At 39.1% G+C, this 25,197-nt stretch carries 21 protein-coding genes and 1 pseudogene; 11 read left to right on the top strand and 11 right to left on the bottom strand.

All coding sequences use genetic code 11. The features are described from left to right. Positions 1-69 precede the first annotated feature (69 nt). From B4G94_RS24405 to B4G94_RS24380, 6 genes are all read left to right on the top strand, one after another. Positions 70-2,703 carry a sigma-54-dependent Fis family transcriptional regulator gene (locus B4G94_RS24405; protein WP_286862648.1) on the top strand — a complete coding sequence of 878 codons (2,634 nt, stop codon included), beginning with the start codon at positions 70-72 and terminating at the stop codon, positions 2,701-2,703. Positions 2,704-2,737: 34 nt separating this feature from the next. After that, complete coding sequence (locus tag B4G94_RS24400; RefSeq protein WP_286862646.1) at positions 2,738-3,745, top strand: bestrophin family protein; 1,008 nt, start codon at positions 2,738-2,740, stop codon at positions 3,743-3,745. A 296-nt stretch (positions 3,746-4,041) separates the two neighbouring features. Next, the gene (locus B4G94_RS24395; RefSeq protein ID WP_286862645.1) at positions 4,042-4,602 is read left to right on the top strand and encodes a hypothetical protein; all 561 of its coding nucleotides are present in this window, start codon (positions 4,042-4,044) and stop codon (positions 4,600-4,602) included. A gap of 757 nt (positions 4,603-5,359) precedes the next feature. Continuing rightward, a complete protein-coding gene (locus B4G94_RS24390; RefSeq protein WP_286862644.1) occupies positions 5,360-6,532 on the top strand; it encodes a helix-turn-helix domain-containing protein in 1,173 nt (390 codons plus the stop codon). 246 nt (positions 6,533-6,778) lie between these two features. Then, positions 6,779-9,583, top strand: a complete 2,805-nt coding sequence (locus B4G94_RS24385; protein ID WP_286862642.1) for a TonB-dependent receptor — start codon at positions 6,779-6,781, stop codon at positions 9,581-9,583. Between the two features lie 11 nt (positions 9,584-9,594). Next, positions 9,595-10,827, top strand: coding sequence for a Ca2+-dependent phosphoinositide-specific phospholipase C (locus tag B4G94_RS24380; RefSeq protein ID WP_286862640.1), 1,233 nt, complete (start codon positions 9,595-9,597; stop codon positions 10,825-10,827). A gap of 240 nt (positions 10,828-11,067) precedes the next feature. On the opposite strand, the gene B4G94_RS24375 is transcribed toward B4G94_RS24380, so the two are convergent. The 7 genes from B4G94_RS24375 to B4G94_RS24345 form a co-directional block, all read right to left on the bottom strand. Beyond that, positions 11,068-11,229 (bottom strand): hypothetical protein, encoded by a 162-nt coding sequence (locus tag B4G94_RS24375; RefSeq protein ID WP_165305996.1) that lies wholly within the window; start codon positions 11,227-11,229, stop codon positions 11,068-11,070. Between the two features lie 347 nt (positions 11,230-11,576). Further along, a complete protein-coding gene (locus B4G94_RS24370; RefSeq protein ID WP_286862636.1) occupies positions 11,577-11,732 on the bottom strand; it encodes a hypothetical protein in 156 nt (51 codons plus the stop codon). Between the two features lie 245 nt (positions 11,733-11,977). Then, positions 11,978-13,378 (bottom strand): TolC family protein, encoded by a 1,401-nt coding sequence (locus B4G94_RS24365; protein WP_286862634.1) that lies wholly within the window; start codon positions 13,376-13,378, stop codon positions 11,978-11,980. Position 13,379: 1 nt separating this feature from the next. Further along, positions 13,380-14,537 carry an HlyD family secretion protein gene (locus B4G94_RS24360; protein WP_286862633.1) on the bottom strand — a complete coding sequence of 386 codons (1,158 nt, stop codon included), beginning with the start codon at positions 14,535-14,537 and terminating at the stop codon, positions 13,380-13,382. 36 nt (positions 14,538-14,573) lie between these two features. Then, a complete protein-coding gene (locus B4G94_RS24355; protein WP_286862630.1) occupies positions 14,574-14,948 on the bottom strand; it encodes a DUF3302 domain-containing protein in 375 nt (124 codons plus the stop codon). 73 nt (positions 14,949-15,021) lie between these two features. After that, positions 15,022-15,354, bottom strand: a complete 333-nt coding sequence (locus B4G94_RS24350) for a hypothetical protein (RefSeq protein ID WP_286862628.1) — start codon at positions 15,352-15,354, stop codon at positions 15,022-15,024. A 104-nt stretch (positions 15,355-15,458) separates the two neighbouring features. Beyond that, positions 15,459-16,067 carry a Crp/Fnr family transcriptional regulator gene (locus tag B4G94_RS24345; RefSeq protein ID WP_286862626.1) on the bottom strand — a complete coding sequence of 203 codons (609 nt, stop codon included), beginning with the start codon at positions 16,065-16,067 and terminating at the stop codon, positions 15,459-15,461. Between the two features lie 266 nt (positions 16,068-16,333). Here B4G94_RS24345 and B4G94_RS24340 point away from each other — a divergent pair, with 266 nt between their 5' ends. Further along, the gene (locus B4G94_RS24340; RefSeq protein WP_286862624.1) at positions 16,334-16,960 is read left to right on the top strand and encodes a class I SAM-dependent methyltransferase; all 627 of its coding nucleotides are present in this window, start codon (positions 16,334-16,336) and stop codon (positions 16,958-16,960) included. A gap of 15 nt (positions 16,961-16,975) precedes the next feature. Continuing rightward, positions 16,976-17,080 (top strand): annotated as a pseudogene (locus B4G94_RS24335) (BCCT family transporter); the annotation flags it as partial. Positions 17,081-17,086: 6 nt separating this feature from the next. Here B4G94_RS24335 and B4G94_RS24330 read toward each other — a convergent pair. Together B4G94_RS24330 and B4G94_RS24325 are read right to left on the bottom strand one after the other, a co-directional pair. Beyond that, positions 17,087-17,716: a LytR/AlgR family response regulator transcription factor gene (locus tag B4G94_RS24330; protein WP_286862622.1), complete on the bottom strand. Its 630-nt coding sequence runs from the start codon at positions 17,714-17,716 to the stop codon at positions 17,087-17,089. Between the two features lie 46 nt (positions 17,717-17,762). Beyond that, positions 17,763-18,866 carry a sensor histidine kinase gene (locus B4G94_RS24325; RefSeq protein WP_286862620.1) on the bottom strand — a complete coding sequence of 368 codons (1,104 nt, stop codon included), beginning with the start codon at positions 18,864-18,866 and terminating at the stop codon, positions 17,763-17,765. Between the two features lie 203 nt (positions 18,867-19,069). Between B4G94_RS24325 and B4G94_RS24320 the strand changes: the two genes are divergently transcribed. The 3 genes from B4G94_RS24320 to B4G94_RS24310 all read left to right on the top strand — a co-directional run bounded on the left by B4G94_RS24320 (position 19,070) and on the right by B4G94_RS24310 (position 22,796). Next, on the top strand, positions 19,070-21,436 hold the full coding sequence (locus B4G94_RS24320; RefSeq protein WP_286862618.1) for an outer membrane beta-barrel protein: 2,367 nt from the start codon (positions 19,070-19,072) through the stop codon (positions 21,434-21,436). A gap of 92 nt (positions 21,437-21,528) precedes the next feature. Continuing rightward, positions 21,529-22,161: an FMN-dependent NADH-azoreductase gene (locus B4G94_RS24315; protein ID WP_286862616.1), complete on the top strand. Its 633-nt coding sequence runs from the start codon at positions 21,529-21,531 to the stop codon at positions 22,159-22,161. A gap of 89 nt (positions 22,162-22,250) precedes the next feature. Further along, entirely contained in the window at positions 22,251-22,796 is a 546-nt protein-coding gene (locus B4G94_RS24310; RefSeq protein ID WP_286862613.1) for a hypothetical protein, read from the top strand. A gap of 185 nt (positions 22,797-22,981) precedes the next feature. Here the strand turns inward: B4G94_RS24310 and B4G94_RS24305 are convergent, their stop codons facing one another. After that, entirely contained in the window at positions 22,982-23,914 is a 933-nt protein-coding gene (locus B4G94_RS24305) for an alpha/beta fold hydrolase (RefSeq protein WP_286862610.1), read from the bottom strand. A gap of 398 nt (positions 23,915-24,312) precedes the next feature. Then, entirely contained in the window at positions 24,313-24,672 is a 360-nt protein-coding gene (locus B4G94_RS24300; protein WP_108632697.1) for a DUF7674 family protein, read from the bottom strand. Between the last annotated feature and the right edge of the window lie 525 nt (positions 24,673-25,197).

Below are 25,197 nucleotides of genomic sequence, written 5' to 3'. Positions count from 1 at the left end.
ACTATAGCCAACTACATAAACGCATGAGTAAAAATGTAAGGGTACCGTCGTACCGCACTTCTGTATATCATGAAAGCAAATAAAACAACCATTCCTAAAAATGAGGTGTCCAAGCCGAGTATCGCATATTACCAGAAAGAGCGCGAGATACTATTAGCATTGGGCAATGATCTAACAAAAGTTCGAGACAAAAATGATCTCATTCGGCTTTTTAAGGAAGGCATAAAAGGCTTATACTTTATTACCCATACCATTGTTACGACCATCGATTACAAAGACGATACCTACAGCCCCTTTCTACTTGACAATGACGGATCCCCGATCAGGGATCATCCACGTTATGCAGAAATGATAAAAGCCCGTTTTCCCCTTAATGAACCATTTATTCAAGCTGTATTGAATTCAACCGAGCCAGTTTCATTTGTGTTATCGGATATTATGGACGATCCGGGAAGCCCAAAATTTCTGCGCGTCAATTATGAAAAAGGTGTACGGGAAATTTTAATGGCCAAATTGATGCGTGAGGGACGTGCTATTGGCTTCCTTCATATTTATACCGATAAAATAAATGGCTTTAGCCAGAATTTCAGAGATGTCATCGTTGGTATTATTCCCCAAATATCGAGTGCAGTTTCCAATATCATAAAAAACGAAGAGCTACTTAAAAGGGAAAAGGAGAAGACTTTTCTGCTCGAATTCAGCAGCCGAATGGCCGCCGTTCGGACGAAGCAAGAGTTAACGGAGACTGTTCGCGATGTATTGAAGCAACTTAGTCCTACGGGAAGTTTTGTCATTCGACGAATCTGTGGTGATACGAAATCTTTTACAGAACCCTATATTTATGATTTCGGAACGCATCCCGTACCGAAAAACAAAGTGGATTGGTTCCAACAATTACCGCTCAATGATGGTTTACAGAATCGTATTTTAACAAGTGCGATTCCTTTGTTATTTGATGTAGACCGGGAGGTGCAGCGTGGTATTTCCTCAGGTTATCTCCATTATTGGAAGTCATTGGGGATAGCGACATTTACAGGGATACGTTTGCGGAATGGTGAGACCAATTTAGGCCTGTTGTTATTGGAGACTGCCGAAATCAATATCCCCTTACTCCAGAGCATTTGTGCGCAGATCTCAACAGCGATTTCCAATACGCTAGCTAATGAACAGCTGGTTAAAAAGCAGCAAGAGCAATCTTTTTTATTAGATTTCAGCAATGATATTACCCAGCTGAGGACAAAGCAAGACCTCCAGTCAGCGATCAGTAGGGTTCTGGATAAAACCCTGTCCACAAGATTATCCATGATCCGTGTGATCGAAGCCGATGGCATCCACTTATCTCCTTTTATGTATGATGCCGCACTGTTTGCCGACGCAAAATCCGATTTTGATAAATTAGCGAACAATCTTATTACAGTCAACGAGCTATATACTGCCCAAGTATTGGCCAGCAAGGAGGGGCTTGTGTTCAATGTTGAGGAGGAAATTAAAAAAGGAAACGATTATGCCCGATTATGGAAGACCACAGGGCGAAGGAATATGTATGGTCTGCCTTTGCGGATCGGTGACAAAAATATCGGTACGATATGGTTGCTGGCGGACCAGCTCAATAAGATGCTTATCAAAGGCATTTGTTCACAAATTTCAATTGCCATTGACAATATCCGTGCTAATGAGCAACTATTGGCCTATAAAAAGAATTTGGAAATAGAGAATGATTACTTAAAAGAGCAGATCAAAACTATTTACAATTTTTCTGAAATCATCGGCAGTGGAGAGGCTATGCAACACGTATATCACCTGATGTCGCTCGTTGCGGGTACAGCTACTACCATCTTGATTACAGGTGAAACCGGGACTGGAAAAGAGCTGGTCGCCCGGGGTATCCATATATCCTCGGATCGAAAAGATAAAGTCATGGTCAAGGTAAATTGTGCAGCTTTGCCTGCCCATCTGATCGAAAGCGAATTATTTGGACACGAAAAAGGCGCATTTACAGGCGCCGTAGAACGCCGTATCGGTAAATTTGAAATGGCGCACCAAAGCACACTTTTTTTGGATGAGATTGGAGAACTTCCGTTAGAAGCGCAATCAAAATTGTTGCGGATTATTCAGGAACGCGAACTGGAAAGGATCGGTGGGCAGCAGACCATAAAAATTGATGTCCGACTTATTGCGGCTACCAATCGCAATTTGGAAGAAGAGGTAAAGGCAGGACGTTTTAGGGCCGATCTGTATTTCAGGCTCAATGTATTTCCGATACACCTACCACCACTACGGGAGCGGCTGGAAGATCTCCCCCAGCTTACCGACTTTTTTATGCAGAAATATAGTCGCAATACAGGGCGTAAAATGAAGAAAATAGGATCAAAAGTAATTCAGCAATTGCGTAGCTATAGCTGGCCCGGAAATGTACGCGAACTCGAACATTTGATTGAAAGGACAATTCTTTTGACCACAACTGCAGAGATTGACTATGTTTATCTTCCTAAGGTGCATGCTGAATCTGGACAGGAAGAGCTGCAGTATTTAAATTATTCACTCGATGAATTGGAGCGCAATTATATTATCCAGGTTTTAAAGCGTTGTTCCGGGAAGATTTCGGGACCGGGAAGTGCATCAGAAATTCTGCAAATTCCTGGCAATACCCTACATTCAAAGATGAAAAAACTAAATATTCGAAAGAGCGAATATTTTACCTGATTGATTATCATTATTTTTAATAAGACATTGAACGATGTACATTGGAAGAACCTATAAAATAACCGAATTTCTTTTTTGGACGCGACGAAATCTGTTTTTGTTGCTCTTGATCAGTATTGTTCCAGTCTTGATGTATGAATTATTGGGCCTTCACTGGATGGTAGTACCCTGGCCAATAGTGGCTTTTTTAGGAACAGCTACGGCCTTTGTCGTCGGATTTAAAAACCAACAGACCTACAACAGGACGTGGGAGGCACGTGACATTTGGGGGCTGAAGATCGGCATGAGCAGGGCTTGGGCAATAATGTGTCGCGATTTTATCAAAGAACGGGATACTGCACGTGAGATTGCATTTCGCCATTTGGCATGGCTCACACTGCTGCGGTATGAGTTACGCTCCAAGCGGGCTTGGGAAAATATTGATAAGTCTTATAATCGTGAATATGCTAGCTTTTACACGATTCCAGAGCGGGAAATGGCCTTATCAACAGTACTACAAAAATATATTCGTCATGAAGAACTTGAAGAAGTGATTTCCTCCAGTAATCCCCTGACACAGCTGATGAGTCTACAAAGCGCCGCACTGGCGAGGTTGTCTGACACCGGTGCGCTTGATAATTCCCGTTTTTTTGAACTACATAAATATTTGCGTGAATTTTCTACCTTACAAGCGAGAAGTGAAAAAATAAAAAATTTTCCTTACCCAAGGCAGTATGCCACTGTTAATCGGATATTTGTTTGGCTTTTTTGTCTTCTGCTGCCTTTTGCTATGTTAAAGGAGTTTAATTCATTCAATGAATTTACAACTGGATGGATGAGGGGCCACATGGTGTGGCTTGTCATCCCTTTCAGCATGATAATATCCTGGGTATATACATCATTAGATCAAGTGGGAGAGAGTACTGAAAATCCTTTTGAGGGCAGCCCCAATGATATCCCTATTTCGCACATATGTTATACTCTTGAAAATGAGATAAGAGATATATGGGGAGATGCGAGACCTGCACAGACCATTGTTAATCCAAATAATATTATTATGTGATAGGAACAGAAGATCTTCATATTCCAAAAATTTAAATTTAGAAACGATTGATTTCATTGATCAAGTTGAATTTGTTAGAAAATCTTGTGAAAACTAACCTCAACAGTTGAATTCATTTATGAATTGTCGCTTTCATTTACAAAGCGCTTATCAGTTTACGCTCAACAAATAATAAACTAGCCTCAGCGAATTGTAACTGTCCGGACAAAATGCTTAAAAAGTACTTATTTTAGTGAAAAGGATGTGTTGGATTACAGCGTAAGTAAAGCCAGTCAATGAAATTTAATGAATAATAGATGATGAATAGACTATTCCCAATATTAGTTTCCGCAATTTTATTTTCAAATTGTCACAACGATTCGAAACCTACGCCTGATAGGATGAGCGTATCGGAACAGCAAGCTGTTTTAGATGCGTTAGGCAGTCACATGCATCCTAGCATTACCGATCTTACCGAAGCAAAGCGTATTCCGGCCAATCAGTTTTTATTGGCGAGCTATTATCCATTGACTCAAGCGGAAACTAAGGCCATGGAACTCGTATCTAAGCAACAAGGCAGCTTTGCAACGGATTTAGCAGATGGAATACATTGCACGCTCACACGTGTTGAGCTTAGGAATGAAAAAAACGAAGAAATGAACTTGGTGGATACCGCTCAAAATCCATTATATCTGCAACGTTTTGGTCTTTGGGACTATGATCATAAACTCTGTCAAAATGTAGGTGTAATGATACAGACCAAACAATTTTTTTCAAAATTAAAAGGTTCGGTACAGCTCAAATTACAAATTGATCAAGGGCCTGAAAAGCTTATTGATATCCCAATAGAAATCAGTATAAACGATACCTTAAAGTAGCTACTTTAGGGTAAAAGGAAATTTTCCAATTCCATTAAAACTAATCTCTTTCTGAAAAGAAAATTTAATAATAGCCCGATGAACCGCTACCCGACGGATAAACAGTACTAAATCGCAAGGAATCGTTTTTAAGTTGAGCGCTGTTAATTAAACTATTGAGACCAGCTTGTTTTCTAAACCTCTCGAATTCGAGGGGTTTAAAATTAGGGTTGTATATACTATAAACTTTCTAATACTAATGATTACTTTGTTTCGACAATGTCCTGTATCAGCCTTTCTCAGTGCTTCGGCACCAGCTGTAAGTAATTGTTCCATTTAGTGACCTTAAAATTACCTATGTAAAACACGTAAATTAGAAGCTGAAAAAAGAGAAATCCCTATTCAATGCATCATTAAATCCAAAGTCTTCTGGCAAGGGACAAGCCCTGGCTATTGCACAGCGAACGGAATATAATTGGGACGATGACTCTACAAATGATCGGTTTGCGGAATTGAACAAGCTATTGGACTAAAAATTATGGAAAAATAGATTGGACATTTGTTATTAATTAACCTTCCTGACTGCAAATTGGAGACGCTTAAAACACGTATGGACAGAATGGATATTAACGACTTGATCTCTTGATAATAATTGAATAGTTATGAAAAATCAGAAATAATAATCGCCTAGATTTCTCAGTTTGAAGGCTTCTGTTATTTAACAATTTGATAATACCTGATTATTAACTTTGTTGAGCAGCATAATCAGATCAAGGACGTGAATTATATTATTATTGTGGGGGCAACCCAAGCATTATTGGCACTGGGTATTTTATTAAAAAATAAAAAAAACAATCGGCAGCATGATAATATTCTTTCGTATTTATTAGCTGCCATTTTTTTACACTTGGCTATCACCTTTATATTGAATGTCTTTTGGCCCAATTCAAAGATCCATCAACAGTTCAATACATTTATTGCTTTGGCCTACCCAGGACTGTTATGGTGTTATATGAGCTATCTTGAACATAGAGGAAAGCCTATTGATATCCTTTTGGCCATGTTTCCATCGATGTGTGCGTTGGTTGGCTATTTTTGGATCGCCGCTTATGTGATTAACAGTTCCGGTGAATTACCGCCATTTATTAAAATGTACAATTCGATATCTGGTTATGCATATACGATATTATATATTCATTACCCTTTAAAGATTCTCGCTAGGATTGAGAAGATACCGATGTTCTGGAAGTTGGAAAAGCGTATGATCAAATTAGCAGCTTGTCTATTCCTATTGATCGGCTTGGCATTTCTTTTCATCACTTCCTGGGCCCAACTATTTGATATATCTACTTATTTTTCTTTTATCCATTTATGGTTTCGGGTATTTATCTATTCTATTTTGGTGATTATCTGTATATCCATAATCTATGTCAAAGTAAGTTCTTTTCTTTACATTTACATGTATCAACAAGAAGAACTAAACGAGCCAAATTCTGCCGATAATCTTAAAGACTCGATAGCGATTATGGGTGACACGCCTACTTATCTATCTGCAGCAGAAAATGAAAAGAACACTAGTGTGGACTATGCCGGTATCTTAGAGAACGTAGAAAAATTGATGACCCAACATAAGGTGTTTTTAGATCCCAATCTCACACTCGAGAGCCTGGCGGCAAGGGCCGGGGTATCACGTCATCACCTTTCCGAAACATTGAATCAGTACAAAGAAAAATCTTTTTATCAGTATGTCAACGAGTATCGGATTATGGAAGTGGTTAGCCTGATGGATAAGTATAGAAGTAGGGGAGAGAACATCAATATCCTCTCGTTGGCATTTCAGGCTGGGTTCCATTCCAAATCTTCGTTCAATCAATATTTCAAGAAAGTCCAGGGCTGTACTCCATCAGCCTACTTAAAAGAAAAACCATATTATAACCTACTTAATACCTAACATGTATTGCTTTACCAGTCGCAAAAACTTTTTCAATACGTCAGGGAAAAGAGTATTTCTGTGTCATTAAATAGGTGCCAATCCGTCGATAATCAAAGCTTAATAAAAAATTAACACGTGTAACTAACATAGGTACAGGTGTTTATATCTTCTGTTTCAAGTAGTACGTTCTTCTTTATCGAGAAAGACGACCCTTATTCTATGAAATATCAATTTCGCAGCAAATAACAAAATTGATTGCATGATATGAAAAGAACGTTATTCTTTTTGATTTCGTTGATGCCTATTTTTCTACAGGCACAACAAATTACAGGAGCTGTCACTTCAACAACCGATGAGGTATTGCCCGGAGCAACAGTACAAGTTGGGAAGGTTGCGACACAAACCAATCTTGATGGTAAGTTTACGTTGATCTTAAAAGAAAAAGGACGTATCCAACTTTCCATTTTCTACACCGGTTACCAGGGATTCACACTGGATACAGTAGTTTCCACAGAAGGTATCCATTTGGGAAACATTAAATTACAACCCTCAAACAATAGCTTGGGTGAGGTCATTGTAGTAGGCTCTTCTGCCGGCTCTCAGCTTAAAGCACTGAATATTAAAAAGAGTGCAAATGCTATTATGGAGGTGCTGGCTGCTGATGCCATTGGTAAACTGCCAGATCGAAATGCTGCAGAAGCCGTCCAACGTATTCAAGGCGTCTCTATCGAACGGGATCAAGGCGAGGGAAGGTATGTTTCGGTCCGGGGTACACCTATCCAATGGAGCGCTTCACTGTTAAATGGAAATAGGCTTCCTTCTGCTAGTCTCGATTATGCGGACAGAAGAATTCAGATGGATATTTTTCCATCCGAAATGATTCAATATGTACAATTGTCAAAAGCGATCACGCCTGATATGGAAGGAGATGCCATTGGTGGGTCGATCAATTTTATTACCAAGACAGCGCCACTTAAGCGTACGCTCAACATCAGTGCTGCCGGTGGATACAATGGGCAGTCTCAAAGAGCATCATATAATGGCTCTCTTCTCTTTGGCGATCGTGTTGCCAAGGGAAAATTGGGCTATATCCTTTCGGCAGTGATCTGGGACCGAACAGCCGCCCAAGATCGATACAATCTAAATTATGATTTTGGAAACAGCAATGCGAGCCAAGCTTTTTCTATTACCGATCTCCAATTACGCGATTATATAGCCCACAGAAGCACCATTGGGTTTAATGGAGGTCTTGAATATGCTTTCAATGAAAGGCATAAAATTATCTTCAAGGGACTTTATAGTGAGTACCTGGATGCGCAACAGGTGCGTGAAAATTATTTTTATTTTAATACTAAAACAGCAACCATAACAACGCGAGCCGCGGATTATCATACAAATCTTTATTCCGGAGAGCTGAGCGGACAATCGAATTTTTCTGAAAAGATAGGATTGGATTGGTCCTTTAGCATGGATAAATCTGCATTTAAATTTAAAGATCCGGACTACTATCCTATGGCGACTTTCTCTCAAAAAGTTTCTTACGATGGTATGGCTGCAGATGGGAAGAAATACCTCGCCATGGACTCACCGGATGGAGAGGGGGACTATATTGACAAAATTCTACCACAGCTTTCATCTACCACCCCTATTAGTGCTGAGGCTATGAAGTTAACACAAGTTGTCAATATCAGGAGCAAAAACCAGGAGAGTAACAAACGTGCTGGAATCAATTTAAAATATACGCCTAGCAGTTCGCTTACCATCAAAGTTGGTGGAAAATTTATTCATAAGGACAAAAACGTAGAAAATCCCTATAGCGTTTATGTGGCAGGTGTCTCAGGACCAGCTCCGACACTCGCCGGTTTAGGCACTGAACCCTATCCATATCGTGGCGGTTTTTTGACCGAAATTGGATCACCTTACAGCAATGTGCTCATCGACCAGATGTCGATGGAATCAGTCAGACAGCTTGCTTCGCCAGCAGGAATTGCAGACAATAAGCTGTACCCTTTCCGCGTTGATTCGGCTGAAAACGCCACAGGTGCAGCTAACTATTACAGTGGAAGAGAAAATGTATACGCCATTTATGGCTCTGCGGAATACAAATTGACTGATCAGCTTACAGTAATTGCAGGTATACGAAACGAATACAACAAAGTCACTTTCTCTGGCAGCAAAGTATCTACTCTCGGAGACAAATCCACTCAAGTCGAGGCCATTAATCAGGACAATAGCTACAACGCCTTTCTACCTATGTTGCATCTGAAGATCAATGCGACTGAAAATGATCTTATTAGACTGGCATTTACGCGAAGCTTCGCGCGTCCCGACTTTGGAAACCTCAATCCGGGTACAACCCAAGACGATATCAACCGGATCATTACACGGGGAAATCCCAACTTGAAACCTACTTTTGCCAGCAACTTTGACCTGATGGCTGAGCATTATTTCGGTGGTATTGGTATGGTGTCGGTAGGAGCATTCTATAAAAAACTTTCCAATTTGATTTATTCGAATCAATCTACCCAAAATATCAATGGTGTCATGTTCAATGTAAACGAACCGGATAATCTCCAAAATGCTTGGTTAGCAGGTTTTGAAGCCGGGATATCCAAGCGATTTGTCGATTTACCAGGGATATGGAAAGGATTTGGTATAGATGCCAACTATACGTTTACAGATTCTAAGGCTAAAGTTCCGCGCTTTGACAAGGGAAAACGAATAGAAGATGAAAGCGTGATTCCCAAGCAGGCTAAACACATTTTCAATCTTTCCCTAATCTTTGAAAATAGCAAATTTATGGCCCGTATTGCCGGAAATTATAAAGGAAAATACCTCGATGCCATTCGGCAGATTGCCGGACCTGAACATTACCGATGGTATTCGAGCAATTTTTCAGTGGACCTTTCTTCTTCTTATTCGATTAACTCCAAGTTCAGAATATTCGCTGAGTTAAATAACATTACTGGTGCCCCAGTACGCTATTATCATGGTGTTTATGATCGTGCAGAACAAGCCGAATGGTATTCTGTACGCGGCCAGGTCGGAATCAGCGCAAAACTTTTTTAAACAATAGCAATATGAAATTAAAACAAATCACTTTCATCAAAGTATCCTTGCTTTCGCTGGGTATAGGAACAGCCTTTGCTCAGCAGCCCGAGTTATCACAGCTTGATCAGCTCAAGATTAATCAGATTCAGGTGCTTGGTACACACAATAGTTATGCAAGGCCAGTAGATCCACGTCTCGCGGCATATGCTGACCCCATTTTTTCGAAAATGTCGGAGAAGATGGCAACACTATTTCCTCCTGATAAACTGAGCTCATTTAAAGAATTCCATCCCAATCCAATGACAATGAGTGAAGGGTTGAAATACGATCACCCAGCGTTTGACGTACAACTTGATAGCGGTATCAGAAGTTTAGAAATGGATGTATATTACGATCCCACAGGACATCGGTTTGATAGACCTGCCGGATATGAAGTACTAAATAAAATGGGAGTTTCGGATCTGGCTCCATATCAAAAAGAAGAGCTGGAAAAACCCGGTTTCAAGATGCTACATATAGCGGATTTTGATTTTCGATCACATTATGCCTCCTTCCGTAGCGGGCTTATAGCTTTGCGGGCTTGGTCAGAAAAGAACCCCGGACACCTACCTGTTTTCATTATGGTCGAAGCTAAAGATAAGGGCATTCCGCTTTTCCCCAATAGTGCCGATATACTTCCATTTGATGAAAAAGCTTTTGATGAGTTGGATGCCGAAGTTGTCGAGGTGTTGGGAAAAGAAAAGCTCATTACACCTGATGATATACGTGGGGATTACAGTACTTTGCGTGAAGCAGTGCGTGCTGGTCATTGGCCCAGTGTCAAGGCATCCCGTGGAAAATTTATTTTCTTGCTACTGCCAACAACAGCAGGGATGAATCTTGAATCTGCTTATACCAAAAACAGACCTAATCTTGAAAAGCGGATGATGTTTGTGCAGTCAAATCCCAATGATAGCTTTGCATCTTTTGTTCTGTTGGATAATGCGCTGGTCCGTCAACAGGAAATTCAGGATCTGGTGCAAGCAGGGTATATCGTCAGGAGTAGATCCGATATTGAAACATATGAAGCCAAGATCAACGATTACGGTAGGGCAGATGCGGCATTTAACAGTGGCGCTCAAATTGTTTCTACAGATTTTTTTAGACCAGGAAACGGTTACCATACTTCCTATTATGTAAAACTGCCAAACAGTAAGGTCGCACGCCCAAATCCTATAAACAGTATGATGAAAAAGTCCAAGCATATGGGATCTGTAAAGTGATAGATATACTGGCAGCTATGCTAATACTATTGAAGAACTGAGAAATCAAGGTCGTTTGGAAAAAATTCCGAGCGACTTTATGCTTTGTAGTTTATTGCTGCCTGAGATTCATAGCCCAGTATTTATAATTGCATAAGGGAAGGTATCCAGTAAATATGGAATTTATGCCAGACCAGGAAAGGGGGCTGTTTTGAAGTAAAAAAATGAACCCCAAGATTTTTATTTCCTGGGGTATAATGGCTATTCGTCCATATCATTATGAGGATTATGACTTTGCCCCCATTCCTTTCCTTCATGTGAATGTTCAGGTCGATGGGAGTTTGAGCCTGCAGCAATTCCCTGCTCTAGTTCGATCACAGATATGTGGATCTGCGGTGTGCAATAACTTTGTTTCTTGTCCATGATTTTGTTTTTTTAATTGTGTAATTATTTGTTTTAGTTGTACTATATAGCTAAAGACTTTATTTAAGTGTGATTTAGCTAGTCTTCGCTTTGTATGTTTTTCTTTAGCTTCTAAAATTTCGTGTTACAATTATATTGGTATCCTTTTGATTAACTATGATGTTTTTAGGTCTATGAGTTTGGTTGTAGAGAAATGTTTACAGTTTTTAATATAGATGTTTTAATATATTGTAATTTAAATTGCGTGATTGTGGGCTGAGGGTTATTTGGAGTAGGATCTAAGAGCGATGCTCATTTTTACCCAGAATAAAAGTTTAAGTATCCCTTTGTAACGGGGATTTGCTAACCTAATACTCTCTTTCATGAGTACTGTCTTTATTCTTTAATGCAGTGATCATTTCGGTCCGCAATGAAGTGTTGAGTACAGGTGTTGGCAGGCTTGTTATAATGCAATTGTTAGGATCTGTGGCATCACCGTTAGCAACTAATTGAAACCATGCCATAATCGTATTTCTTCTATTTCAAGATTTTTGGTCGAAAAGAGGACATTAAGTGTCCTAAAAATCATTTACGTTGCACATATAATTGCTTCGCCCGACGAATTGATCGCACCGACATATTTAAAGGCGTGCCGGATATAATGATAGTTACAAGACCCTTTCTTGTACTTGTCTGGTACGCTGACCGTATCGCGCTTTCTCACAAACTTCCATAAAAAAAANNTTTTTTTTATGGAAGTTTGTGAAATTTAAAAATTCACAAGACCATTTGCGCCCAGCGCCATGTAAAGATTGATTCTTTCGATCCGCTGTTGGAGGTCAAGATCTATGGTGTTCATCTCCCTTTTTATGAGGTCTCTTTGCTTTTGGAGTAGAATAAAGCTGTTGTTACTACCTATTTTTATTTGTTTTTTTGTTAAATCTATATTTTTCTCCAACGATGAGATTGCCTGTTGTTGGTAAATCTCCTGTTTATCGATAGAACCCAAATTTGCTAAAGCAGATTCCACTTCATTGAAAGCTATTAGGACCGATTTCGCATACTCTTCTACCGCTTGCTTTTGTTGTGAGGTTTTTATCTCTACATTCTTTTTTAGTTTTCCATTATTAAAAATAGGGGTCGTTATACCACCGCCAACTTTGATCAAAGGATTAGAAAATAAATTACTGATACCAGCGACATTGGTTTCTGCTGCGCCAAAACCTGCTCCGATATTAAGGGCGGGCAGTCTCGCTGCTTTGGTTTCCTGAACCTGATAGAAATTGGATTCTATGTGAAATTGCTTGGCCATAATATCGGCCCTCTTTTCTAATATATTGAGCGGGAAATCTGTGGGAATATGCTGTGCCAACGCTGAAAATTTAGCATTTACTTTTGTCAAACCTGCTGGATATTTCCCACAAAGGATCTCTATACTCCTGCTTGATTGCGTATTCGCATTCCTAATTTTTTCAAGATACGAATTCAAGAGAATAGATTCGCTTTCAATATTAGATATGTCCAGTGCGTTTGCGGTTCCTACTTTATTTTGAATGATCAAGATTTTTTTCAATTCTTCGGTTTTCGCTATGTATTCGCTGATTTTTTGTTCTTGATATTGTCCCGCAATATTTAGGTAATAAGCCTTTGCGATCATTCCGGCGATAGACTGCTCCAGCATTTTTTGTTGAAACTGCGCGGAGAAATATCGACTTACACTTGCCATTTCCGCAGACTTATTTTTTCCCCAGAGGTCAAGCTCCCAGCTTGCTTTAAGCTGCAGCTTGCCGATATGACTCCCGCTGATAAGATTGTTGCCCGTATTCGCCAGGGCATTGACGCTGGGATAAAGGTTACTTCCGGCAATATCCATCGTCAATTCAACTTGATCCAATGTTTCTTTGGAAATGATAATATCCGCATTGTGGGTAAGCCCTTCCTTGATCAAGCGTTTGAGTTCCGGTGTCAGTAGTTCGTTCATCCACTCATAGGAAAAAGCAGATTGATTTTGAGCTTTATCTTGGATCCATTTATCAGAAATTTCAATATTCGCCTTTACCACGCTCGAGTTTTTTAAATTTTCAACCGTTTCTGGTGTTGCATTTTTGTAACCGATACAAGAAGTCAAGTTTACGAACAAGAGAATTCCAATACCTATTTTTTTTATCATTTTAATGCAGTTTTGGAATTAAGAAGTTGAGTTTGCTGCTTACACGTACCATCACTTTCCGGATAAGATGTAAGGGTTTGATATGGTCGGAATAGATGACTGCTGTTCCTCTTGCACCCACGGTCAGCGGTTGTTCGTTTTCATCCAGCACAAATTTAGCGATGAGTTTTCCATCCGTTTCGGGCTGTAGACGTGCCGTTTCCGGAATTCCCGAAGTTGTTCCATTGCCGCCAAGCATTCCACCGGCATTGTTCATGATTCCTTGGCTCGTCGCATCAACCACGTATTCCAATTTGGCTTTTACCACTTTTCCGGGAGCAGTTTTTAGGGCAAGTTCCACTTCATTTCCAATTTTTACCGTTTCTAGTTCATTTTGGGAGAAGAAGGCAACAATGGATTGCTGTTTTTGAATCAATACAAAAGCCGATTTAAAAGGCGCCATCATGGCTCCTTCGTTCAGCTGTACGTTCGGTATTAACCCGTCAGTAGGTGCTAAAACCACTGTTTGTGAAAGATTCCATTTCGCCTGATCCAATTTTGCTTTTATTTCTGCGATGGAAGCGTTTTCGCCATGATGTGTTGAATGGTATTTGGCTTCTAAAGATGACTTTTGTGCCTGTGCAGCACTAATTCGCGATTGTAGATCCTTCGAAGTAGCGACAGCTTGTTCAAGGTCAAATCTGTTCGCAGCACCAGCAGCTACGAGCTCCTGGTATTGTTTTATTCTTTTATTGCTTAATTCAAGCTGGGATTGTAAACTCAAAACGTTTTTGCGGGAGGCCTCAATATCCGAATTGTAGGAGGATACGGTGGATTTCATATTGCTTAGCTGGGCTTCCAATGATTTTATCTCCTGTTCGTAGGGTACCGGATCTATGGTAAATAGCGTATCTCCTTTTTTTACTTCCTGATTTGTCTTTACATATACTTTCTTTACTTTGCCCAATGTTTGGGTCGTAATGTCCACACTTCGGTTACCTACTTTGACGTCCGATGTTATTGGACAAAAATAGTTAAGGCTCAATATAAGGGCAATAGACCCAAAAATTGGCAATGAAAATACCACGACCTGCGTATTGAAATTCCAGGGGATCAGTTTTAATTTTTTGATAAGAAGCCAGCAAATACCAGCATATATTCCTATGAGTAGTTCTAACATAATTTTTTGTTTTTGATGATTCCGTATTCACGGAATTTATTTCTTGTCTTCGGCAGATTCCTCGTTCTTTGCTGACGAAGAATCTGTTTCTTCTAAATCTGAAGAAGATGTGTTATCTTTTTTGTAATTATAGTTGGCCCATATTAAAGCAACCGGCCAAAGAAGTCCGCCAAATATTAGCGACAGCAAACACATGCTTTTTATGGCGCTCAATTGCGGATGATTTTTCTTCTCCGCAACTTTTTCGGGATAGATGTGTACTTTCCAAAATAGAAAAATTCCCGCCAGCGGTAAAATGAATATAATAAGCCATGATGCGACGTCAGCGATGGCGTCCTCTGCTCCGCCGGTAGACGCATGCGAAACACCGCAGAACAGTAGTAAGGGCAGTGTTGCCAATAATTTTTGCATGATAAAGTAAATTTGGTGTTAAAAATCTCGGCAATATCAATTAAGATAAAGCCGAGCATCACGAAAACATGATTTAAAACGAATCGTTAGTTCCATATTCTTCGCGAATTAGGTTTCGCAAAAAATCAACATTTTCATGGTAAACTGTAACTTGTTGAGGGCTTAGAACCTGGTCAAATGTTTGGTCCGTTTTCTTTAGCGCCCCTAGCCTTTCCATTGCATTAGCCGCTTGAAAGTTTATTTGATAAATCTGCTCGGCCTGCGTTGCTGTCATGTTTAAAAATGACATTTCTTGGGTCATGTAAGCGCCAACCTTTTCTACATTCGATGATTGTGCATTTACGGCATTGGTTTGTAAAAGTACGAATAAGCTTAGCACACCTATTCTTACAAAAAAATTGTTCATTTTCTTTTCGTTTTAAATCATACTATTTGTGCAAAATGCTGTTTCACAGCTTTTTTTGACACAGCAAAATTAGAACGAATAAGCCTGGGAAAAGTATTCTTAAGTTAGTTTTTTGGTGGCCGTTTTTTTTGTATACGTGCCGTTAGTCTAGACAGTGAATTGGGGGTGATGCCCAGAAAATTGGCGATATGTTTTCGGTTTGTATTTCTGGTGATGTAAGAACGGTTTTCAAGGAAAACCTCATAGCGGGCACTCGGAGAATCACTGCACAATTGTTCGGTACGTATGCGTAGTGTATCAATGACAATTTTCAATGATTTTATATAGAACTGAAATATTCCTTTGTATCGGAAAGCCAAGTCTTCAAATGGATCTTTGGGAAAGAGTAACAATTGCGTGTCGACAGCTGCTTCGATGGTGTATTTCGTTTCCTTCTGATCAGCATAATATTCTGGAATTCCGGCAATAAATGCGTGGTCGGCCTCTGAGGAGAAAAAAACATTGTTCTCGGTACCGTCATCTGAATAGAAATACCAGCGCAGCAGGCCTGTCGTGAGCACAAAAACCGAATCAAACTTATCGTCCGTTTCTACAAGTTTCGTTTTTTTTGGAAGAAATAGCGGTTTGCATATTTTAGACAATTCGAGCCGTTCTTCATCATTCAGTTGTTGAAGGCACTCTAAATGTTTTAATATTTCCGATTGGGTCAGCATCAGTAGCAGCGTATAAGTTCAAATTTAAGAAAAATCGCTTTTATTTTTATGAAATAACTTCCCTGTTCGAAACAGTCGTCTTTTGTATTTAAAAGCTTTTACCTAAAGTAAACTGCAATAAATCACAAATGGATTTATTGCAAGAGCTTATAGACTCTTTTTTGTAAATTAAAGTCTTCGTAGCTAAGTAGGCCAACAGCCCGAACGGAATAGGGCAGGTGCAACAGGCTATAAAAATTAAGTAAGTTCATAACGTAAAAACATATATGGAAAGATTCGATCGTAAAAATCACTGGGAAAATATTTACCGAACCAAGGAGCTTAAAGAGACAAGCTGGTATCAGCAAATACCGCAAACATCCTTGGATTATTTAAGTGCTTTCAATGTACCTGTCTCTGCAAAAATTATTGACGTTGGTGGTGGCGATAGCTTGCTGGTAGACTATCTATTAGATTTGGGATATGAAGATATTACGGTCTTGGATATTTCGGAAAAAGCAATTGACAGAGCAAGACAACGGTTAGGCGATAAAGCTGATAAGGTAAAGTGGATCGTTGAGGATATTACTCATTTTGCACCTACAGAATGCTATGATTTCTGGCATGACCGGGCAGCTTTTCATTTTTTAACAAGCGAAGATGATATTGCAGGTTATCTAGCGAAGGTAAAAGAAAATATAAATCCAGATGGTATTTTAGTTATAGGCACATTTTCTGAGCAAGGTCCAAAAAAATGCAGCGGCATTGAGATCAAACAGTATTCCGAAATAAGTTTAACAAATCAGTTCAAGGATTATTTTAGTAAGATCAATTGCCATAGCGTAAACCATCGGACACCATCTGACACGACACAGAATTTTGTGTTTTGTAGCTTTCGGAAGTTGGCTTCGTAATTATTCGATCGTAGAATTGGCAAAATTTCCAAGGGGCGCACCATTCGTGAATTTGTAGTTGCCGTGCTGGTTATCCCGACTTTATTTAATTTTCTTTGGATGTCCGTTTTTGGTAAGTCACATGAATTAATGATGTTTTAACGCTTGTTGGACAAGTTCTTTGTAATTGGTACCAATTGGAATCACCTGTTTATTGATTTCGACATCGTTTACTGTAAAAGCTGTAATTTTATTGATATTAATGAGGAATGACCGGTGAATACGTAAAAAATTGAATTGCCTTAATTCTTGTTCAATTACGGTGATCCTATATTTTGTAGTCACTTTTCGCTGGCTACAATGGATGGTTATATAATCCTTGTTGCTTTCAATGTAAAGAATATCTGTAATCTCCAACCTATGAAATTTCCCACCGGACCTAATCGTGATCGCTTGATCTTTTGATGTTGGCAATATGTTTTGAGGCTGAATTTCTCGGTTTCTAAGATAACGGTCTATTGCTTTAAAAAAACGCTCAAAAGTAATCGGCTTTAATAAATAGTCTACAACATCCAGATCATATCCCTCTACGGCATATTCCCTGAAAGCAGTCGTAATAATAACAGCTGGGGGATGTCTCAGCGTTTTTAAAAAATCTATTCCATTTAGCTGTGGCATTTTTATGTCCAAAAACATAAGGTCAATTGCTTGATTCCGTATGATTTCCAGCGCTTTTAAGGCATTGCTCGAAGTTGCTGTCACTTCGAATATCTCCATTCTTTTTAGATGAGTCTGGAGCAACTGAATTGCCAACGGTTCATCATCAACTAAAAGACATCGTATCTTTACCTTTGAATCGAGTATCATCACTAGTCAAATTTGATATGGTGAGTAAAGTTACAAATCTGCCATCTGAAATGTAAGTTCTAAATTCATGATTTTTAGTGTAGGCCAACGCTAATTGTTTGCTTATATTGCTCATCCCTATCTTTTTCGTGTATTCATGTTCTTTTTGACCAACAAATGTATTCTCTACTTTAAACTTTAAAGTGCCTGCCTGCACTGTCAGATCAATAGCGATGCGTGGTTCGCCGATATCCTCTCCAGCACCATGTTTGAATGCATTCTCCAGGATAGATAATAGGATTAGTGGGACGACCTGCACGTCTTGTTCGATTGTATGATCAAAACTGACGTTTAAGCGCTTGTCGTATCTAATTTTTTCCAATGCAATGTAATTCTCCAGCAGATTGACCTCGGTAGATATCGGAACATAATTGCTGTTGCAGCGATATAATATATGATCTAGGATTTCGGCCAATCCCGCTATAGATGAAGAAGTGATTGGAGAATTGACCAATGAAAGACTATAGATGTTATTTAAAGTATTAAATAGAAAATGTGGATTTAATTGTGCTTTTAAAGCATTTAATTCAGCTTCGGCCTTTTCCTTTTCTAACTGTAATGTATGTTGTTTTGTCAGATACTGGTTTTTAGCAAGTTTAATAAAACCGAAAATCCATGCCAACGAAAAGTTTTGAATGAAATAAACCGTGATGAGTTTTCTGAGATCCGTAAGAATTTCTACGATCGGCTCCTGGCTATATGGGGGGGTGCGTATCAAGGGTTCCAGCATATAGACAACCATGATTCTTGAAGTGGCACTAATTAAATAGCTCCCCATTATAAAATAAAAAATAACAATCAAATAATGTTCTCCTTTTTGAAACTTAGGAATAATAAAATAAGCGACAAAATAAGAAGCCATCATATAAAAAGAAACGTAAAACAGATTCTGGATCAGCATATCACGGATGCTCATATCCGTTTGATATTGAGGGACAATAAAAACGACCAGCCAGAATAGTATGTGGCTCGAAACCCGATAAATCATGCTATACCTAATAGCTTTTTCTACAATTGACATGTTTATATCAAAGATAGCATTTCAATTAAAAAATGGTGTCAATGAACGGCGGATAGCATAAATAGTCCTATAAATGAGTTTAATCTGTCGACGAAATCCATTTGCCTGCTATAGCGTATTATAATCTGCTTTAATCACTTTATATAACATCTAGCCACTTTTAATAGCAAAGAAACCCACATTTTCGTAGCAAATTCAATGATATGAAGACAATAAAAGTAATATTAATTATTTTATTGGTGAGCCTTCTGACTGATTATGTTCTGGGACAGGAGATTGAGAAAGTCGTGGTCAAAGGAAGTGTTCGCAATGGGCAAACTAAGCTATCCTTGGAAGGAGCCAGTATCACCTTACGCGCTATATCAAAGGCACAAGGGCTTACGAATGCGATGGCCTCAGCAAAAGGAGAATTTAAAGTTTCTGTTGAGAAAGGCTATTACGATATCACAATAAGTTTTGTTTCGTTCCAGGTATTCTTGCTTCCTGGTCAACAAATAGATAGCAATAAAAACCTCGGTGTTTTGATGCTCCAACCCGAAACCAAGTTATTGGACGATGTTGAGGTCTTAGGAATGAAGCCAAGTCTGTCACTTGAGCTGGATAGGAGAATATTTTATGTAGGATCGGATCTTTCAGCCAAAGGAGGTACGGCCAATGATGTTTTAAACAATGTGCCATCTGTCAACGTCGACAGTAAAGGAAATATTAGCCTTCGTGGACAATCGGATGTCCGTATACTGATCAATGGAAAGCCTTCGGTTATCTCCGCCAATAACGGATTGGAGCAGCTGTCGGCTAGCTCTATTGAGAAAATAGAGGTGATTAATAACCCGTCAGCGAAATATGAAGCCCAAGGAACTGCGGGAATAATCAATATTGTACTGAAAAAAAATATGTTAACGGGCCTGAATGGAAGTGTTCAGGCCACCTGGGCTACTCCTGCAAATCATAATGGAAATATTAATTTGAGTTATAAAACGGCTAAGGTTAATCTTTTTGGCGATATTGGATTTCGTTACCGCGATCTGACTGTCAAAAGCGAATCGAAACGAATTTTGTTGGGTGAAGGTAAACAACACTTTTTGAAGCAGGAAACCAGTACAGATTGGGGGGGGAGAGGTCATAATTTTTACATCGGTGGCGACTATTACATCGATAGCCTAAATACACTGACCGCCAGTTTTTATCATAGTACACTACTCGTTGACAATAGGGTAGACAACCGATATGATTATTTCAGCTCTGCGGTCAAACTGGATAGTACTATACAGCGCTTTGAGCTATACAGCGAGCCTAAAAAATATAATCAGCTGGAAGTTAGTTATGTTAAGGCATTTGAGAAAAAAGACAAAAACTGGACGACCAGCCTGCGTTATGATTTTTGGCATGACGATGAAAATCAAGATATTCGGCAATCGTCTGTTTTCCCGACACCAGTAGAGACAGCAAATTTGGTCACTCAAAACATAGAAAGTAGCAATGACATCTATATCCAGAGCGACTATGTAAACACAGTTGGGAGTAGGGGCAAATTTGAAGCAGGGAGCCGTGTCGATCTCCGCGCAATTAGAAGTGACTATTGGGCAACTGCCAACGGTGTTTTATTGGAAGAATACGATAACAAACTTAAATATAATGAACGTCTTGTCGCCGGCTATTTTCAGTGGAGCAATACGATAAAGAAATGGAGTTATCAACTCGGTTTAAGAACAGAGCTTTCATTGATTGAGATAGCAGATGGAAAAGGGGATTTTAATAAAAATAAGCGTTATATTGATATTTTTCCTACTATCCATTTGAGCTATAGGCTCCAGGATAATTCCAATTTGCAACTTGGCTATAGCAGAAGAATTGACCGCCCAGAATTCCCACAATTGAATCCCTTTGGTGGCCTTTCTGACTTACGTAATCTTATTGTTGGGAATGCGGATCTAAATCCGGCTTACACACATGCCGTAGAATTTACATTCTTGCAGAAACTTTCACAGTTTACCTTCAATCCCACAATTTATTACAAGCATACGAATGGCTTTTTTCAATATTTCGTGCAGGAGACTGGCGCGGACTACCTCTTGCGTTCACCTGTTAACATGAATTATGAAAAGCGTTACGGATTAGAATTGAATAGTTTATATAATCCGTTGCCAATCTGGCGAATAGCCCTCAATTTTAATTACTATGGTTTTAATCAACAAGGCGAATTTAACGGTGAACGCTATTTTGTAAAAAGCAATCGCTGGACTGCTCAATTGAATTCTCGGCTCAGATTGCCCACAAGTCTATTGATAGAATCTGTATTTACTTATACAAGTCAATTTAAGGAAGTACAGTCTCTTAACAGTCCTGTATATAAATTGAACATTGCGCTCAGCAAAGATATTTTAAATGAAAGAATGACTGTTAGCATGGCTTTTAATAATGTATTCAATTCACTTATTGAAAAGCAGATACTCAACGGATCAACTTATCGCCTGGAGTCAAAAAATTTTGGTATTGGTCGGGTTGTCAATGCTACGGCCACCTATCGTTTCAATAGAAAAAAAGAACAAAAGGACCGCCTCCCAACTTAGAATTAATTGCGCTCCCACTGGAGTTGATCCAGACTGCGAGGGTGGTTTGGACCACACATTTAATAACAATTATGTCTTTAGAAAAAAAATATATGAAAACAATACTTCGCATTGATAGCAGCCTTCGGATAAAAGGTTCTTATTCTCGGAAGATGGGTGATTATTTTGCTGAATTATGGAAAATAAAACATCCAAATGGAAAGATCATCGAACGGGATATACATTTGCAAATGATTCCCCACCTCACTCAGGATACGCTAAATGGCTTTTTTGATAGTGCTGTATCATCCAAAATTCTTGCTCTATCGGATCAGTTGATCGAAGAGCTTTATAGCAACGATGAACTGCTTATTACCTGTCCAATGTATAATTATGGCATACCATCATCTTTAAAGGCTTATTTTGATCTCATCGTCCGGACAGAAAAGACTTTTACAAATGACAGTAATGGAATGAGAGGTCTATTGACCGATAAAAAAGCATATCTCATTACTGCATTGGGTATGCCTCAGCCCCATGTAGAAGAAAAGAATCTCATTGAAACACATGTAGCGCGTATCCTAAATCAAATTGGAATAGTAGATATCAGTTATTTTTCCGTCGATGGTACGATAAGTCCAGAACAGGCCATTATGAAATTGGAACAGCAAAGAAAACGAGTTTATCAACATTTCAATCATTCAGTTTCGAATAGCGAGATTCAGGGCAATACGGATTTACAATAATCGCGCAATCCATAGTAAGGTAATTTACTGTGAAATTTTTTAACCAAAATATTGTCTAATTCGATCTTTAATATTTAATATAAAACAACATGAAAAAATCACTTCTTTACATTTTACTTATCAGCTCGACCACACTACTTTGCTGTGGAAGCAAAGATGATGATCCGGCTCCCGAGCCACATGCATCCGAATCTAGCTGGAAACTCGGCACCTATTCCTATAACAGAGGAGCCTCTGCCCAAACTAATACCAGTGGTTTAGCGGGGATATCAGTTACAACTTCCGGAGACGGGGGTAATTATGGTGCCTATTCGGGCAGTGCATTAAATGTTATTTTTCGATCTTCTTTGGGAGCAGGGAAATATACTTTAACGACCAGTAGTGTTATGTTGGCTAATCCCAACGTACGCTATATGGCGCTCACCTGCACCGTGGGAACTGCAGTATCAAGCGGTGCTGTTGGTTATGTAGCAACTGCTACCTCAGGTGGAACGGCCGATGTTACGATAGATGCCAATGGCAAATACCATGTCAACATTACGACTCCAGTTACGCTAGTAAAAACGGTAGTAACTGGAGGTGGAATCCCAGGAGCACCAAGCACTTATAATTTAACGGTGAAAAACGCCTATTAAAACGGCAGAGATAGCTCATAAATTTTAAAATCCTATTTCATCAACAGGCAAGTGCTAACAAATAATAAGCCCGTAATGAGGGACGGGTTTATTATTTGTTAATCTTCCTCTCGATCCGAAAGTATTGCGATCATGTCAATCTTGGAAGATTTATCTGTTGAGTAGATGGATGATGTTGCTCGCATTTAAAAAGTAGGCGGTGCTGTGCTTAGATCCGAATCCAAAAAGTCATTGATCATAGGCTTAAGCCAATCCATTCTATACATTATGCCAATATGTGTTGTACCGGGCACAATCGCTAGTCTGGACTTTGGTAGACCATGTATATCGCCCATTTTACCACCTCCCAATGCTGTATATAATTCCAGTGCATGCTCATACCGTATTCCATCGGCGTCGCCAATAACTTGAAATAACGGTGCCTTTATCGCTTTTACTTCTTTAGACCAGTCATAAGGCTCGAGATCAATTTGGATTACCTTTTTTACAAATTCCGGAAAGTGTTTGGGATCATTGCCGAGGCTATCGTATTGTTTCTCGATCGGAGATCCCTTGAACATATCGGCATTTATAGTGGAATACATTTTCTCTACCTCCGGCCACCAGCCATCATGTTTATAGCTCCCTGATAGAACAATGAGGCGGCGAACCTGATCGGGATGTCTTATTGCTAGCTGATAGGCAATTCCACCACCCATGCTGTAACCCAGGATGTCTGCACTGTCAATTTTCAGATGTTTTAACAAGCTGGAGACATCGTCTGCCATACTTTCGTAGCTGATTTTGCGAGAGATATCCCTCGTACGGCCATGCCCCTGCATTTCGGCGACAATAACCTTCCGGTCGGTGAAATACGGAATTATATTTGACCAATTTAACGGAATCGTCATATAGGAGCCGTGCAGTAGCACCAAAGGTTTACCCTTACCATAAACTTCGTAGTACATTTTCAGCCCATTGATATCTGCATATCCGGTTGCCGACGCCTGGAGAGCTTTTCCACTCAATGAATCTTTTCGACCTGATTCCTGTGCCTGTTTCACAGGCGTTTGCACGCAGGATACTAAAAGTCCAAGGAAGATGGTCGTTGCAAACCACATTAGCGTTATTCTTTTCATATTCTTGATTTATTAAATTGTATATTACAAATATATAGACACAGCTGTATTCATCTTAGTCTATATATACGACAATTTGAGGGGGGAATAACGACAGCGGGGTAAATTTTTTACTTTTCACTTCTCAATTTATGAATTAATTAGATATTGGAATTCATGAATGAGGCTGTATCGGTTTTTTTTAAGATAAAGCTCACAATAGCGGTTAAAAATGTCTGCTCAAAAGCCATACAGCGAGCTGCGGTAGATATCTCGTCGTCGCGAAAATAAAGACGTAGGCAGCTTTTGTTAAAAAAACGATTTGAAATAGCACTCGCTCGTTCCTCTTTATTGACTCAACGCTCAAATATGTTAGGATATTCGCTAACTGGTCTTTCGTTAACGATACAGGAAGAAAGCTAATTTTCCAGGATTGTCTTGATATATCCTTTTCGCAATTCAGCAGGAAATAGATCAAGATGTCTTTTTAGACTTCCTGGACTTTCATCAAACGACATTACTGTTAAAAATTCATTCTCAATGGCGTTGCGGGTATACTGGTTCCCTCCCTGATAAAGCAGATTAACAACCTTTGCTATTTCCTGCACGCGTTCGATTTCATTTTCCGATCCTGAGTGGATCTTTTGCATACATACTTCCGCCAATTTATGAAGTAGTTCATAGTCTGCGAGGGTATCATCTATGCGTTCGATATCCGACATAAGGTCATTGGCTTCAGGAGCCCACTGGCATATGGTATTTATAATTTTTGTTTTCATTTAATTATTCCTTTTTTATTGGCTGATAAGATTTCAGTCTACATACTATATTTTTTCAAAAAAATCAATTGCATTTGTAAATAGACCGAAATGGGCTAAACCCGCTAGCGCCAAAATTATTGTCATCATGTTATTAAATTATGCCTCACTTAACTGTTTGAAAATTGCCCCGAAAATCAACACCACTATAAATGCGAAAAACAAAAGATGATATGATTTTAGCCATTTTGGAAACTGGGGAGGTTTTTTCCGTTGTCGCCATTTTACATTTTCTTTTTTCATTTCTAGTTTCTTTTCTATCCACTATGCCAAAATCTATTCCATTCTGGAGTTTTTTTATTTAAGTTTTTGTATATAAATGTGTTATATTGTTTTTAGGTAGATAATATATACAAAAAACGATCATTTTGATAGGGTGATTATCAATATGATAGGCTGACATTAATTTTACTTGCTTTTTTTATCGCTTTGATCTATGTAGGATTAGGTACTTTATCCGTATATTCACTTTTTCCTGAAGATCCC

The sequence above is a fragment of the Sphingobacterium sp. UBA7625 genome, from assembly GCF_002484085.1.
Taxonomy (GTDB): Bacteria; Bacteroidota; Bacteroidia; order Sphingobacteriales; family Sphingobacteriaceae; genus Sphingobacterium; species Sphingobacterium athyrii.
The sequence above is the reverse complement of the archived record's forward strand: the minus strand, read 5'-3'. Positions and strand labels throughout refer to the sequence as shown.